General features: G+C 73.4%; 12 protein-coding genes and 1 pseudogene. 9 read left to right on the top strand and 4 right to left on the bottom strand.

Going from position 1 to position 13,460, the window contains the following annotated elements; all coding sequences use genetic code 11:
- Window positions 1–948 carry a UV DNA damage repair endonuclease UvsE gene (gene uvsE, locus FGE12_RS00120; protein ID WP_153864197.1) on the bottom strand — a complete coding sequence of 316 codons (948 nt, stop codon included), beginning with the start codon at window positions 946–948 and terminating at the stop codon, window positions 1–3.
- A gap of 120 nt (window positions 949–1,068) precedes the next feature.
- On the opposite strand from uvsE, the gene FGE12_RS00115 reads away from it, so the two are divergent.
- From FGE12_RS00115 to FGE12_RS00100, 4 genes are all read left to right on the top strand, one after another.
- A complete protein-coding gene (locus FGE12_RS00115) occupies window positions 1,069–2,169 on the top strand; it encodes a hypothetical protein (protein ID WP_228530489.1) in 1,101 nt (366 codons plus the stop codon).
- Window positions 2,170–2,193: 24 nt separating this feature from the next.
- Window positions 2,194–2,718 carry a DUF3105 domain-containing protein gene (locus FGE12_RS00110; protein ID WP_153864196.1) on the top strand — a complete coding sequence of 175 codons (525 nt, stop codon included), beginning with the start codon at window positions 2,194–2,196 and terminating at the stop codon, window positions 2,716–2,718.
- Between the two features lie 61 nt (window positions 2,719–2,779).
- On the top strand, window positions 2,780–3,874 hold the full coding sequence (locus tag FGE12_RS00105; RefSeq protein ID WP_370458826.1) for a heparan-alpha-glucosaminide N-acetyltransferase domain-containing protein: 1,095 nt from the start codon (window positions 2,780–2,782) through the stop codon (window positions 3,872–3,874).
- Between the two features lie 85 nt (window positions 3,875–3,959).
- Entirely contained in the window at window positions 3,960–4,982 is a 1,023-nt protein-coding gene (locus FGE12_RS00100; protein WP_153864195.1) for a DNA topoisomerase IB, read from the top strand.
- Between the two features lie 28 nt (window positions 4,983–5,010).
- Here the strand turns inward: FGE12_RS00100 and FGE12_RS00095 are convergent.
- Window positions 5,011–5,436 (bottom strand): annotated as a pseudogene (locus FGE12_RS00095) (DUF4385 domain-containing protein); the annotation flags it as partial.
- A gap of 108 nt (window positions 5,437–5,544) precedes the next feature.
- Between FGE12_RS00095 and FGE12_RS00090 the strand changes: the two are divergent.
- Window positions 5,545–6,921 (top strand): BamA/TamA family outer membrane protein, encoded by a 1,377-nt coding sequence (locus tag FGE12_RS00090; protein WP_153864194.1) that lies wholly within the window; start codon window positions 5,545–5,547, stop codon window positions 6,919–6,921.
- A 13-nt stretch (window positions 6,922–6,934) separates the two neighbouring features.
- On the opposite strand, the gene FGE12_RS00085 is transcribed toward FGE12_RS00090, so the two are convergent.
- Window positions 6,935–7,540 carry a hypothetical protein gene (locus FGE12_RS00085; protein WP_153864193.1) on the bottom strand — a complete coding sequence of 202 codons (606 nt, stop codon included), beginning with the start codon at window positions 7,538–7,540 and terminating at the stop codon, window positions 6,935–6,937.
- Entirely contained in the window at window positions 7,537–8,247 is a 711-nt protein-coding gene (gene nfi / locus FGE12_RS00080) for a deoxyribonuclease V (RefSeq protein WP_153864192.1), read from the bottom strand. Before nfi ends, FGE12_RS00085 begins: the two co-directional genes overlap by 4 nt.
- A gap of 279 nt (window positions 8,248–8,526) precedes the next feature.
- Here nfi and FGE12_RS00075 point away from each other — a divergent pair, with 279 nt between their 5' ends.
- The 4 genes from FGE12_RS00075 to FGE12_RS00060 all read left to right on the top strand — a co-directional run bounded on the left by FGE12_RS00075 (window position 8,527) and on the right by FGE12_RS00060 (window position 13,357).
- Window positions 8,527–9,807, top strand: a complete 1,281-nt coding sequence (locus FGE12_RS00075; RefSeq protein WP_153864191.1) for a GNAT family N-acetyltransferase — start codon at window positions 8,527–8,529, stop codon at window positions 9,805–9,807.
- Window positions 9,789–10,241, top strand: coding sequence for a serine O-acetyltransferase (locus tag FGE12_RS00070; protein ID WP_153864190.1), 453 nt, complete (start codon window positions 9,789–9,791; stop codon window positions 10,239–10,241). Before FGE12_RS00075 ends, FGE12_RS00070 begins: the two co-directional genes overlap by 19 nt.
- A 144-nt stretch (window positions 10,242–10,385) precedes the next feature.
- Window positions 10,386–12,104, top strand: a complete 1,719-nt coding sequence (locus FGE12_RS00065; protein WP_228530488.1) for a protease pro-enzyme activation domain-containing protein — start codon at window positions 10,386–10,388, stop codon at window positions 12,102–12,104.
- A 119-nt stretch (window positions 12,105–12,223) separates the two neighbouring features.
- Window positions 12,224–13,357, top strand: coding sequence for a hypothetical protein (locus tag FGE12_RS00060; RefSeq protein WP_153864188.1), 1,134 nt, complete (start codon window positions 12,224–12,226; stop codon window positions 13,355–13,357).
- Window positions 13,358–13,460: the final 103 nt, after the last annotated feature.

Genomic DNA, 13,460 nt, shown 5'->3' with positions numbered 1-13,460 from the left:
CTACGCGGACACGCCCTGCTCGGCCGCGGCTTCCGTGCCGGCCGCGGCGCGCGGGGGCGCCTCGCCGCGCAGGGCAAAGAGCGCGAGATCCTTCTCCTTCGCCTCGAGCATGAGGTCCGCGGGGCCCGGGAGCGCCGCGAGCACGGCCCGGAAGTCCTCCTCCGAGACCTGGTCCGCGTGGTGGCCCGGGCGCCCACCGGGACGCTGGCTCGCGAGGTGGAACTTGGGGCGCAGGCCGAGGCGGGTCCAGGTCTCCGCCGAGGCGCGCAGCAGCTCGCGCAGGGGCAGCTCGGGCTCGGAGGGCAGGATGTCGTTGTGCAGGTTGTCCGCGAGGAAGGGCACGCCGTGCTCGCGCGCGAGCGGCAGCACCTCGCGCGCGCTCCACACCTTGTCGTCGTGCTCCACCACGAGCCGGTCGCGCAGCTCCGCGGGCATGGTGTCCAGCATCCGGTGCGCGTTCTCGAGCGCCACGGGGCGCTCGGGCGCGGCGCCGCCCACGTGCAGCACGACACGGGCCTCGGGCCCCTGGTCCAGCAGATCCAGCACGCGCGCGCCGTAGCCCAGCTCCACCAGCGCCGCCTTGCGCACCCGCTCGTGCTGCGAGGAGAGCGAGGCGCCCGCGGGGGACGGGTGCAGCGAGAGCCGCTGCGAGGAGCGGCGCGCGATGCGGCCGATCCGCTCGAAGGTGGAGCGGAAGGTGCGCCACCACGGCAGCGTGTTCACCGGGTGGGAGGCGAAGGGCACGAGCGAGGAGCCGATGCGGTAGACGTGGATGCCGTGCGCCTCGTTGAAGAGGAGGATCTGCTCGAGCTCCTCCAGGTTCTGCGCGATGAGCGAGCTCAGGCGCTCGGGGGTGGCGCCGGCGAGGCGGCAGGTGTGACTCGCGCCGATGCCAAGGCTGAGGCAGTTGGCGACGTAGCCGAGGCGGTAGGTGTCGAGGCTCTCCATGTCCCTCTCAGATTCGCCACGGCGCAAAGGTCGCGCACCCTGCCCCGCACCCGCACGGCGGGCGGCCGGGCGTACGGGCTTTGCTGCCGGGGCTCCCGTCGCGCGCCCATGTTGAGCCCCATGACCCTGGCGGATGCAGAGACGCCGAGCTGGCCGGCAAGCGCCGAAGCGCTGGGCGCGGCCCGCGCCTTCCTCGAGCGGCAGGCGGGATGCCGCGTGGTGCTCGTTCCCGACAAGGACGTGGACGGCCTGAGCGCCGGCGTGCAAGTGGAGCGGGCGCTGACGGCGCTCGGCGCGCGGGTGCAGTGGTGCGTCCCGGCCAAGGGCGAGCACGCGCACCACCCGGCGCTGCTCGCCCGCGCGGAGGCGCTCGCGCCCGAGGCGCTGGTGGTGCTGGACATGGGCAGCCGGGCCGAGCCCCTGCTCCCTGGCGTGGCCACGCTGGTGGTGGACCATCACGCGCCCGAGGGGTTTCCGCCGGGCGCCGGGGTGCTCAGCGCGCACGGCCACGAGCCGGTGGCGCCCACGTCCCTGCTCGCGCACGTGCTGGTGCGGCCCTTCGTCGAGCCGGAGGCGCTCGAGTGGCTCGCGGTGCTGGGCACGCTGGCGGACCACGGCGCCACCGCGCCCTTCCCCGGCTTCAAGGAGGCGCTGCGGCGCGCCGGGCGCAAGGCGGCGACCGAGAGCGTGGCGCTGCTCAATGCGGCGCGGCGCTCGGCCCGCTTCTCCGCAGAGACGGCGCTGCAGGTGCTGCGGGAGGCCCCGGGCGCGCGCGACATCGCCGAGGGACGGGTGGCGGGCGTGGAGCAGCTGCGCGACTTCCGCCTCGAGGTGCAGCACGAGGTGGCGCGCTGCGCCCGCACGCCGCCGCGCTTTGCCGGCGACGTGGCGCTGCTGCTCTTCAGCTCCGCGGCCCAGGTGCACCCGCTGGTAGCGGTGCGCTGGGCGCAGCGGCTGCCGCGCAGCATCGTCCTGGCCGCCAACACGGGCTACCTGCCGGGGCGCGTGAACTTCGTGCTGCGCAGCCGCCAGGACCTGGACCTCATCGCGCTGCTCAAGGGACTGGAGCTGCCGGACATGGGAGGCGACTTCGCGCGCGGCCACGCCCGGGCGACCGGCGGGAGCCTGCCACCGGAGGCCTTCGCGCGGCTCCTGGAGGCGCTGGGATTCCGGGGATTGGGCGCCGGGGCGCTCGAGCCAAGGGGGCTCGCACCGGGCTGAGCGGCGGTGTAGACACCGCTCCCCATGTCGCTGCGACTCCTCCCGCTGCTCCTCCTCGCCGCTGCCGCGTGCGGCACCGACTCGAACGACCCCTGCGACGTCTACGACTTCGCGCTGGATCCCGCGCCCTCCTCCGCGGCGCACACCGCTACGTGTGACGACCCCTGCGGCAACGGGCTCAACCCGCCCACCGCGGGCCCTCACTGCGCGTACCCGCTCGCCTGCGGCAGCTACGACGCGCCCACCCAGGTGTGCCGGTACGTGCACAACCTGGAGCACGGCCACCTCGTGCTGCTCTACAGCTGCCCGGACGGCTGCCCGGACGTGGTGAGCACCCTCACGCAGATTGCCTCCGAGGCCGCGCGCGACTCGAAGGGCCGGCCGCGCGCGGTGGTGGCGCCCGCCGCGGGGCTGCCCACCCGCACCGCCGCACTGCTGTGGCGCCGCTCGCTGCAGGCGGACGTGCCGGATCCGGCCGCCCTGCGCTGCTTCCTCAAGCTGCAGGACGAGGGCGGCGTGACGCCCGAGGCCGGCCTGGGCTGCCCGTAGCGCAGGGCCCGCGCGCGTGCCGGGGTGCATCCGGCGCGCAGGTGCCCTAGGGTTCGCGCCCGTGTCCCCTCCCTCCGTGACCGAGCGCATCCGCGCCATCGACTGGCTGCGCGGCGTGGCCGTGCTCTTCATGATCCAGTGCCACGCGCTGGTGCTGCTGCAGCCCGAGCTGCGCCAGAGCGACGCGGCGAAGGCGCTGCTGCGCATCGACGGGCTGGTGGCGCCGGCCTTCCTCTTCGCCGCGGGCTTCGCGCTGGCGCTCCTGCAGGTGCGCAGCGCCGCCCAGGGACTGCGCCAGCAGCGGCTCGGCCGCAACCTCAAGCGCATCGCCGAGGTGCTGGCCGTGGCGACGCTGGTCAACTGGATGTGGTTCCCGCTGCTGCGCGAGCCGCGCTGGCTCGCGCGCATGGACATCCTGCACTGCGTGGGGCTGTGCCTGCTGCTCGTGCTGCCTGCCACGGCGGGGCTCGCGCGCAGGCCGCGGGTACTGCGCGGCGTGGCCCTCGTGCTGGGGCTCGCGGTCTTCGCGGTGTCCCCGCTGGGCGAGGACGTGACGGGGGCCTGGGCCTACCTCCTGAACAAGAGCACCGGCGCGGTGTTCCCCCTGCTCCCGTGGCTCGGGTACACGTGGCTGGGCGCCTACGCGGGCGCCGTGGCGGGCGAGGCCGGGCGGCGCGGGCTGGTGCGCGCGCTGCTCGCGCTCGTGGCGCTGGGCGCCGTGGGCTGGGCGTGCTCCGAGCCGCTGCGCGCGCTCTACCCGCCCCACCGCTTCAGCGTGACCAACCCGGCCGAGGCGGCGCTGCGCTGGACCTGGGTGTGCCTCGTGCTGCTGGCGCTGCTGGCACTCGAGGCGCAGCTCGGCGCCCAGCGCGCGCGCAGCCCCGTCCGGCGCTTCGTCGAGGTGTTCGGCACCTCGTCCCTCTCCGCGTACTTCCTGCACGAGGCGCTGCTCTACTACCGGACCTTCGGCCTGAGCTTCGAGCGCTTCTGGCGGGACCGGAGCGGCTGGGCGCAGTACGCCGCGCTGACGCTCGCGCTCATCCTGCTCACCTTCGCCCTGTGCACCGTGCTGGACCGCGTGCAGGAGGGCTGGCGCAGCGTGCGCACGCGGCTCGCGCAGCGCGGGGTGCCTGCGCTGCGGCCCGGGCAGCCCTGAGCGCGATCGCCCGGCTGCCCGCCTGCCTCCGGAGAGACCCGGGCCGTTGCGGTCCCCCACTGGACTGCACAGCTATGAGGCAAGCATGACGCACCTCGAGCGACTGCAGAAGAGTGGAATCCGGCGCGTGGGCAGCCCCCAGCGGGGCTTTCGCTACGCCTCTCCGGACGGCCGCCGGCTGCGCGCCACCGACCTCTCCCGCATCGAGGCCCTCAAGCTGCCGCCCGCGTGGACCGAGGTGGCCATCTCGCCCAACCCGCGCTCGCACCTGCAGGCGGTGGGCAAGGACGCGGCCGGGCGCTGGCAGTACCGCTACCACGAGCGCCAGGTGCAGAAGCGCGAGGCGGAGAAGTACGAGCGGCTGCTCAACTTCGCCCGGGCGCTGCCGCGGCTGCGCAAGCGCGTGAACGCGGACCTCGGGCGCAAGGGGCTGGGGCGCGACAAGGTGATGGCGTGCATCCTGCGCATCCTGGGCACCTGCTACATCCGCCCCGGCAGCGAGGTGTACGCGGCGGAGAACGGCAGCTACGGGCTCGCGACGCTGCGGCCCAAGCACGTGAAGGTGAAGGGCGAGACGATCACCTTCGACTTCCCCGGCAAATCCGGCAAGCACCAGCACCGCGAGCTGCGCGACCGGCGCGTGGCGCGCATCATCCGCGAGCTGCTGAAGGTGCCGGGCCGCGACGTCTTCAAGTTCGTGCTCGACGACGGCGCGGTGGTGGACGTGCGCCGCCGCCACATCAACGAGTACATCCAGGAGATCATGGGCGCGGACTACAGCGCCAAGGACTTCCGCACCTGGGCGGGCACGCTCATCTGCGCCTGCGCGCTGGCGCGGGCGCGCGAGCAGGTGGAGAAGCCCGACCAGAAGGTGCTCAAGAAGACGCTGGTGGCGGCGGTGAAGGAGGCCTCCGAGCACCTGGGCAACACGCCCGCCGTGGCGCGCGCCTCGTACATCTCGCCCCCCGTGCTCACCCACTTCGAGCGCGGCCGCGTCGTGGACCGCTACTTCCAGAGCGTGGAGGAGGTGCACCAGACGAACGGCGGCCTGCACTGCTCCGAGAAGGCGCTGCTGGAGCTGCTGCACGACGCGACGGCGCGTCACTGAGCGGGGCTGCGGCCGGGTGCGCAGCCTTGCGCGCCTGGTAGAGGGGGTCCTCCCGGACGCGATCCCAGGCCTCCTTGAAGATCGCGGCAGAGGCGGCCTTCTCCGGGTCGAGCGTGGGCGGCAGCGCCTCGCCACTGCCGCGCGCGTACTTGCGGCCCCCGGCGTGGTGCGCGTAGCGCGAGGCGCGGGTGAAGCCCATCTGGAGGAACTTGCGCGCCATGTCCATGCCCACGAAGTCCCCGGCGCGCCGGTAGCGCAGGTAGGCGCGGAAGAGCTGCGCCGCGGAGCGCTCCGCCTCGGCGGGAGTGCGAAAGCGCCAGAGCGGCAGCAGCTCGGCCTTGTAGGGCTGTACCGTGAGCACTCCCTGCTCGCCGCGGCCCACGCGGTACAGCTCGGGGTGGGCGCGGTAGTCCACCTCGGGCGAGTGCAGCTTGGCGCGGGGCTCGGAGGGCATGCCGCAGAAGCTAGGGCGTGCGTTCCCGGGCGGCAGCTGACGTTTCCGGGACGCCTGCGGCGCTGCCGGGCATGACTCGCCGCGCCGGCCTGGGCTATCCACGGGGCGATGGCCCCCTTCCGCCCCCTGCTCCCCGCGCGCCTGCTCGGCCTCGCGCTCGCCCTGCTCCCTCCCGCGCTCGCCCTCGCGGAGGACGAGGGCGCGCCGCGCATCGCGGAGATCCGCGCCCACACCGACGGGCGCACCCACGAGGACACCATCGTGGGCTACTCGCGCCTGGACGTGGGTGACGCCTTCGGCCCGAAGGACGCGGCGCGCGCCGAGCGCTACCTGGTGGCCACCGGCCTCTTCAAGGAGGTGCAGCTCACCACCGAGCCCGCGGACGAGGGGCGCGTGCGGGTGCTCATCGAGGTGACGGAGAAGATCTCCTGGGTCATCGCGCCCACCTTCGCGGCCTCGTCCTCCAATGTGGGCGGCGGGCTCATCTACGCGGAGAACAACCTGTGGGGGCGCAGCAAGAAGTTCATCGTGGGCGCCCAGGTCACCTCCAACGAGTCCGGCATCTTCGTGGGCTACCTGGACCCGAACCTCTTCGACTGGCCGGCCCTGCGCCTCTCGGTGGAGGGGCAGCTCAAGAGCGACCGGGTGCAGGAGTACGAAGGCGGCGCCGAGGTGAAGGAGCCCGCGGTGCTGCGCACCACCCGGGTGAACCTGGGCGGCGTGGCGAGCGAGTTCACCATCAACTGGTTCGAGACCTTCCGCACCGCGGTGAAGTACCGCTACTCGCTCGTGCACCCGCTCTCGCCGAGCCCGGACAGCCCCGTCACCTCGCCCGCGCAGCTCCCGCACGAGACGCAGACGGACGCGACGCTGCGCCTGGTCGCCGGCATCGACACGCGCCAGACGCTGGGGCCGATCATGGAGGGCCTGAACCTCGAGGGCTCGTACGAGATCTCGCGCGAGGGGCTGGGCTCGGACTTCGACTACGAGAAGGTGGGCGCGCTGTACCGGCAGGGCATCCGGCTCTTCACCGAGCAGAACCTGGTGCTGCGCGCCGAGGCGCAGCTGGGCCAGGACCTGCCCTTCTACAACGAGCTCACCACCGGCGGCCTCAACCTGCGCGGCTTCCTGCACCGGCAGTTTCGCGGCGATACGAAGGCGTCCTTCACGGCCGAGTACCACTTCCCCCTCTTCCGGGTGAGCGCGCTCTCGGTGCGCGGCGTGGCCTTCTCGGACACCGCCCTCACCTACTTCCGCCACCTGCCGGACGACCTCGCCCTGCTCGGCAGCGAGGAGCAGCTCACGCGCGGCTACCTCCCGAACCAGCGCGAGGGGGTGAACGGCGGGCAGCTGACCCAGGGCGTGGGCGCGGGCCTGCGCCTGTACCTGAGCAACATCGTGCTGCCCCTGCTCGGCGTGGACGTGGCCTACGGCGTGAACCCGGGCGAGGTGCGCATCTACGTGGTGGCGGGCGTGGCGCCCTGAGCCGCCGGGGACTTCAACTCGCCGCGAGCCCCTTCTGCAGGAGCGACATCTTGTTGCGCGCGGACAGCAGCTGCTGGCGCAGCGAGTCCGCCTGGCGGGCGATGTCGCCGAAGTCCTGCTCGGTCGCGCTCGTGGCCAGGCCCTGCGCCTCCTCGGCCACCTGTCCCATGCGCTCGAGCAGCTGCTCGAGGCTCGCGGCGAGCGCGCGGTTGTCCTCGGAGCTCGTGGCCTTCTGCTTGCGCGCGGCGATGTCCTGCACCACGGCGTTGAGCTCGCTCGCGCTCTTGCCCAGCCCGGCGTAGCGCTGCAGCAGGCCCTGGAAGGCCTGGGTGCGCGCCTGCAGTTCCTCGGCGCGGGCGTTCACCCCGCGCGCGTGCTCCTGCTGCCGGTCCCGGATGCCGCCCACCGCGGCCACCAGCTTCTGCAGCTGCGCGACGAGGCGCTCGTCGCTCTCGGCCACCTCGCGCAGCGCCTTGGAGGCGCGCTCCAGGTTCTTCTCCGAGTCCAGCGGCGTGCGCAGCACCGTGTCCGCCAGCGCCTCGAAGCGCCGCAGCTCCTCCTCCACGCCCTCGGCGGCCATGCCCAGCTGCGTCGGCTCCTGCTTCTCGCGCTTGCTCATGCGTGCCCGTCTACTACGGAATGGGGGGCCTGTCCGGCGCGGCGCAGCGCATTGACGAAGAGGTGCGCGCGGCGCGTGGGCTCGGGCACCCGGTAGCCACCGCCGCAGGCGAGCGTGAGCGCGAGCGCACCCGGCAGATCCAGCAGGTGCCCGGGCGAGATGAACAGCGGCTGGGTGCGCCGCTTGCTGCGCAGCGCCGCCCCCACGCACTCGCCCTTGTCCACGAGCGGCGACCAGTCCCCGCGCTCCGAGCCCGGCTCCGCGAAGCGTCCCACGAGCCGGCTCTTCCCGCAGCCCACCGTGGGCCGCTGCAGGAACAGCCCCAGGTGCGAGGCGATGCCGATGCGCCGCGGGTGCGCCACCCCCTGCCCGTCCAGCATCACCGCGTCCGGCTCGCAGCGCAGCTGCGCCCAGGCCTCGAGCAGCGCGGGCGCCTCGCGGAAGGTGAGCAGCCCGGGGACATAGGGAAAGGGCGCCCGGGTGGTGACGCCCACCTCCTCGATCGTCTCCAGCTCCGGGAGCGAGAGCACCACGATGCCCGCGTAGACCGTCTCCGAGCCGAGGTCGAAGGAGATGTCCGCGCCGGCCACCGTGCGAAAGGGCCCGGGCGCGGGCTGCAGCCGCACCTGCGAGCGCAGCTGCTGCTGCAGCGCCACGGCCTGCGTGGGCGAGACGTCCCAGCCGTGGATGCGCTCGAAGCGGGCCATCGCAAAGTGAACGGTGCCCCATCGGCCCCGCAGACGGCATGCGTGTGCACGCGCCGACGCTGGGGGAAGGCCCCTTCTCCATGCACGCGGCGGACCACGCCTGCACGCATGCCTCCCGGCGGCACGGGCGAAGTGACATTTGCCCCTGCTGTTCGTCGGCCGGAGGCGTCCTCATTGTCTCTTCGTCGGAGGCGGGAGCTGGAGGGTGCCCGCTTCCCGACAGGGCGAGCGTCAGTGAGTCGCAGGCGCCCAGTCGTGCACCGAGGGGGGACAGACCAGATGCCGGAGCCGCTGACACCACTGCCGCACCCGACCGGGGAGCTGGCCGCGCAGGAGCCCTCCCGCGCGCCCAACACGCCCGGCCGCGCGTCCCTGCGGCCCACCGACGTGCCGCTCTTCTCCGAGCTCGAGGAGGTCGCCCCCTGGCAGCCCCCCCGCACCGCCCACGCGCCCAGCGCCGGGCCGCTGCAGGTGTACGAGGCGCGCGGCCGCGCCGCCTTCGATGCGCTCGCGCTCGAGTGGGACGCGCTCGCCGCGCGCACCGATGACCAGGTCTTCCACCGCCACGGCTACCTGCGCTGCTGGCTCGACCACTTCGCGCCGCGCGCGCGCCTGCGGGTGCTCACCGCGCGCAGCGCCGAGGGGCGGCTCGCGGGCGCGCTGGTGCTGCTCGAGCAGCGCCGCCGCCAGTACGGGGTGCGCGTGCGCCAGCTGGCCTCCGCCTCCAACGAGCACTCGGGCCGCTTCGACATGCTCGCCGAGGATCCCGAGGCCGTGGGCCGCGCCTTCCTCGCGCACCTCGCACAGGACGAGTCGTGGGACGTGCTGCGCGTGACCCACGTGTACGAGGGCGGCGCCGCGTGGGCGCTGCTCCCCGCCTCCGAGGCGGCCGGCATGCCCGCGGGCGTGTGGCACAGCGGCCAGTCGCCCTACGTGCAGCTTCCCGCCACGCTCGAGGCGCTCGCGCAGGAGAAGCGCAAGAACCGCAAGACGCTGCGGCGCAAGCGGCGCCGGCTCGAGGAGCGCGGCAAGGTGACGGTGGACCGCGTGGACGGCGGCGAGGCGCTGGACCTGTGGCTCGAGGAGGGCTTCCGCATCGAGCGCAGCGGCTGGAAGGCGAAGAACGGCACCGCCATCAGCCAGGACGCGCGCACGCTGGGCTTCTACACGGCGCTCGCGCACCGGGCGGCCGCCGAGGGGCAGCTCGCGCTCTACTTCCTCAAGCTCGACGGCCAGCCCATCGCGTTCCAGTTCGGGCTCGCATACGGCGAGCGCTACCTGGCGATGAAGCCCGGCTACGACGAGGCCTACGCGGACGTGAGCCCGGGGCAGCTGCTCACCGAGAGCCTCATCGAGGACTGCGTGCGCCGCGGCATCCGCGAGCTGGATCTGCTGGGCGACGACAGCCCGAGCAAGCGCGAGTGGACCGAGCGCGCCCGCCGCCACGGCTGGCTCTTCGTGTTCCGCGATTCCCTGGTCGGCCGCACGCTGCACTCGGCCAAGTTCCGCTGGGCCCCGATGGCCCGGCGCATGGTGAGACGATGGGCCCGAACGCACTGAGCTTCTACCGCACCGCGCGCCGCCTGAGGGCGGCCGGCGTCCCCCTGCTCCCGCAGGTGCTCTCCACGCTGGGCGAGCGCCTGCACCAGACGCGGCTGGACCTGCGCGCGCAGCTGGGCGAGGGCGTGGAGCTGGGCTACGGCGGCATCGGCGTGGTGGTGGCGCCGGGGGTGCACGTGGGCCCGCGCACCTTCCTCTGCCAGAACGTGACGCTGGGCGAGCGCCCCGACGCGCCCGGGGTGCCGCGGCTCGGGGCCGACGTGATGGTGGGCGCGGGCGCGATGGTGCTCGGGCCCGTCACGGTGGGCGACCACGCGGAGATCGGCGCGAATGCGGTGGTGACCGAGGACGTGCCGCCGGGCGCCGTGGTGGCGGGTGTGCCCGCGCGCATCCTTCGCCGCAAGCCGCTGCCTCCCGCGCCAGCCACGGTGTAGCGCCATGCGGTGATCCCGCGAGCGCGGCGCGCCCGCCGACCAGGCGAGCATTGCGGCTCACGGGAGTGGACAGTTGTCGGACCTGGAGTGCGATCGCATCGTCCTCCACAGGGTCGCGCGCTGCGCGACGGGATGGGGGACAGCATGAGGGCATGGCGAGGGGCGTGGGTCCTGGGAACGTGGGCACTGCTGGGCACCAGCGCGTGTCACGACTCGGATCGGGCGCTCTTCCTCAGCCCGCCCCCGCCCGCCCCGGTGCAGCCGGCACCCGCGCCCACGCCCACGCCCATCCCCGAGCAGACGCCGCCTCCGCCCCCGGTGGATCCGCCGCACGATCCCACGCCCACCCCCGCGCCGGACGGCGTGCCCGCGGACCTCCCGGGCGTGTACGACGACAAGGGCGCGGCCAAGCCGAAGGATCCCATCCGCGGGCTCATCTCCTTCCCCATCCGCAACCGCGACGAGCTCAAGGCGACGATCGACGACCTGTACGATCCGCAGAGCCCGAACTTCCGCCACTACCTCACGCCGCAGCAGTGGGTGGAGCGCCACGCGCCCACCGAGAAGGACGTGGGCGTGGTGGTGGACTGGCTCAAGAGCAAGGGCTTCAAGGTGCCGCGCATCGCGAGCAACCGGCTGCTCCTGCAGTTCACCGGCACCGTGGGGGACTTCAACGAGGCCTTCGGCGCCGAGGTGCGCGTGCTCGAGCGCAAGAGCCCCCAGGTGGGCAACGAGCCGCACGACGTCTACGGCTTCAACGGCAGCATCACCGCGCCCAAGTTCATCGCGGACCGCATCGACAGCGTCGTCGCATTGGACCTGCCCGCGGATCCCCACGCCATCGACGACCGCGAGAACACCCCCTCCACGAAGCCGCCCGAGAACCCCGAGCTGGGGCTCTCGCCGCAGCAGGTGGCGGCCGCGTACAACTTCACCTCGCTGTACGCGAAGGGCTTTCGCGGCAAGGGCGTGAAGCTGGGCGTGAACGTGGGCGCGGCCTTCCACATGAAGGACGCGCGCGGCTTCTGGAAGGTGTTCGGCATCCAGCGCGAGGACCCCAAGCGGGTGCTCACCATGGAGCCGCCGGCCACGCGCTACCGCGAGACGCAGCTGGACGTGGAGTGGGCAGGCGCGATGGCGCCGGAGGCGGAGCTGATCGTCTACATGGGGCCGGACGCCCGCAATACGTCCATGCTCTACACCTTCAACGAGGCGATCGGCCGCGGCGAGGTGAACGTGCTCACCAACTCCTTTGCCCACCGCGAGGACGCGGAGCCGCGCGGCGTGCGCGTCGCCTACGGCAACTCGGCGATGATGGCGGCGGCGATCGGCATGACGGTCGTCTCGGCGAGCGGCGACTCGGCCGGCGTGGACATCCCCTCCTCGAGCCCCTACGTGACCTGCGTGGGCGGCACGGTGCTCAAGCTGGAGGGGACGAAGGTGGTCTCGGAGGTGGCCTGGGAGTACTCGGGCTCGGGCACCAGCAACACCTTCGCCATCCCGGAGTGGCAGGTGGGGCTGCCCGGCCTGAGCGACATGCGCGGCGTGTCCGACGTCGCGCTCAACGCCGAGACCGACTACTGGTACATGTGGCTGGGGAAGCTGCGGCCGAACACCGGCACCTCGTTCGCCGCACCCATCTTCGCGGGCATGGTGGCGAGCATCGACAGCGGGCGGCTCGCCTCGGGCCGCCCGGTGCTCGGCTTCATCAACCGCCACCTCTACGAGCGGCGCGAGGTGCAGCGCACCTTCCGCGACATCACCGAGCACTACTCGCTCTCGTACCCGGCGCACGCGGGGTGGGACTTCCCCACGGGCTGGGGCGCGCCGGATGCGCAGGGCCTGCTCGACACCCTCCCCTGATCCCCCCGAGCCTCTAGCATCGAGCGGCAGGCCCTGCGGGGCCTCTGCTGCTCGCCCGCTCTCCGAGCGGGCCCGAAGAGTCCGAATGGGCGCCCCTTGTCAGGCGTTCGTGTCGGACCGTGACGAACTACGCCTACCGAGCATCCGTCCTCGCGCTGTTCCTCGCCCTCCCCCTTGCCGCCTGCGGTCCGGGTGCAGGGTCCTCGGACCCCACCGCCCAGGGCTCCTCCGCGCCCGTGTCGCAGCCCCAGCTCGCCCCCGCCGCCTGTCAGGCGCTCAGCGGCCTGTCCAGCGAGCAGGGAGACCTCTCGCAGCGGCTGGACAAGGCGGTGATCCTCTCCGCCAACACCTCCCAGTTCCGCGAGCCCAGCAGCAGCGACCTGCAGGCCTTCCAGCGCGCGTTCGGCCGCCTGCTCGGTCCGGTGGACCCCTCCGCCGTGGCGGACCTGGAGAAGCTGGGCTTCGAGGTCTCGCGCTTCCGCGAGGCGAGCAGCGGCGCCTCCTGGCTGATCGTGGAGGAGAAGGCGCCGCGCACCGGCGCCGGCACCTTCGCCATCAACCTCTCGCCCGCGCGCGACCTGTGGCTGGAGACCCCGCACGCGGACTCCGACCAGGGCACGCTCGAGCAGGGGGCGAAGCAGGTGGTGGCGCTGGGAGCGCGCGCGCTCATCATCACCGGCGTGAACCGCTGCGCCTCCGCGGCGAAGACCGCGTGCGACACGGGCGCGACGGCGGTGTGCGGCGGGAAGCTGCGCACCTCGGACGCCGCGCACTTCGCGGACAACTACTTCACCGCCGCGCACAAGGCGCTGCGCGCCGCCTACCCCAGCGCGGTGGCGGTGAGCCTCCACGGCATGGAGACCGCCGGCAAGGAGGCCGCCGTGGTGAGCGACGGCACCCGCACGGCGCGGCCGACTTCGCTCTCGCTGCGGCTGCGCGACTCGGTGAACAGCTACCTCAAGACGACGGACGGCCTCGCCTACTCCTGCAACGACGTGAACGACAACGGCCAGTTCCGCCCGCTGTGCGGCTCCACCAACGTGCAGGGGCGCCTGGACAACGGCGCGAGTGACGGCTGCTACACCGAGGGCGGCGCCGCGAGCGACCGCTTCCTGCACGTGGAGCAGGGTCCCATCCTGCGCGGCGGCGCGAAGGAGGACCCGGTGGGCGAGGGGCTCGCGGACACCATCCCCTGCACCATGCCCGGCGCCGGCGCGAAGTGTCCGGCAGCCGCCACCCCGGCCTGCAGCTGAGGCCCGCGCCCCTTCCTGCAGGAAGGAGGCCGGACGCAGCTTGAAAGCCGCTCCCGGGCCGCGAGCCGATCCCGGGGTCCAGTTGCAGCGCACTTCCCGACAC

Origin of the sequence: Aggregicoccus sp. 17bor-14, assembly GCF_009659535.1 — a bacterium.
GTDB lineage: Bacteria > Myxococcota > Myxococcia > Myxococcales > Myxococcaceae > Aggregicoccus.
Note: the sequence above shows the minus strand (reverse complement) of the source record. Positions and strands in the feature narration are given on the sequence as shown.

Bases quoted from the DNA above. Each gene is read 5' to 3' on its own strand.
- FGE12_RS00085 (WP_153864193.1), bottom strand. From the start codon at position 7,540: ATGAGCAAGCGCGAGAAGCAGGAGCCGACGCAGCTGGGCATGGCCGCC.
- nfi (WP_153864192.1), bottom strand. From the start codon at position 8,247: ATGGCCCGCTTCGAGCGCATCCACGGCTGGGACGTCTCGCCCACGCAG.
- FGE12_RS00090 (WP_153864194.1), top strand. From the start codon at position 5,545: ATGGCCCCCTTCCGCCCCCTGCTCCCCGCGCGCCTGCTCGGCCTCGCG.
- FGE12_RS00115 (WP_228530489.1), top strand. From the start codon at position 1,069: ATGACCCTGGCGGATGCAGAGACGCCGAGCTGGCCGGCAAGCGCCGAA.
- FGE12_RS00070 (WP_153864190.1), top strand. From the start codon at position 9,789: ATGGGCCCGAACGCACTGAGCTTCTACCGCACCGCGCGCCGCCTGAGG.
- FGE12_RS00100 (WP_153864195.1), top strand. From the start codon at position 3,960: ATGACGCACCTCGAGCGACTGCAGAAGAGTGGAATCCGGCGCGTGGGC.
- FGE12_RS00075 (WP_153864191.1), top strand. From the start codon at position 8,527: ATGCCGGAGCCGCTGACACCACTGCCGCACCCGACCGGGGAGCTGGCC.
- uvsE (WP_153864197.1), bottom strand. From the start codon at position 948: ATGGAGAGCCTCGACACCTACCGCCTCGGCTACGTCGCCAACTGCCTC.
- FGE12_RS00065 (WP_228530488.1), top strand. From the start codon at position 10,386: ATGAGGGCATGGCGAGGGGCGTGGGTCCTGGGAACGTGGGCACTGCTG.
- FGE12_RS00110 (WP_153864196.1), top strand. From the start codon at position 2,194: ATGTCGCTGCGACTCCTCCCGCTGCTCCTCCTCGCCGCTGCCGCGTGC.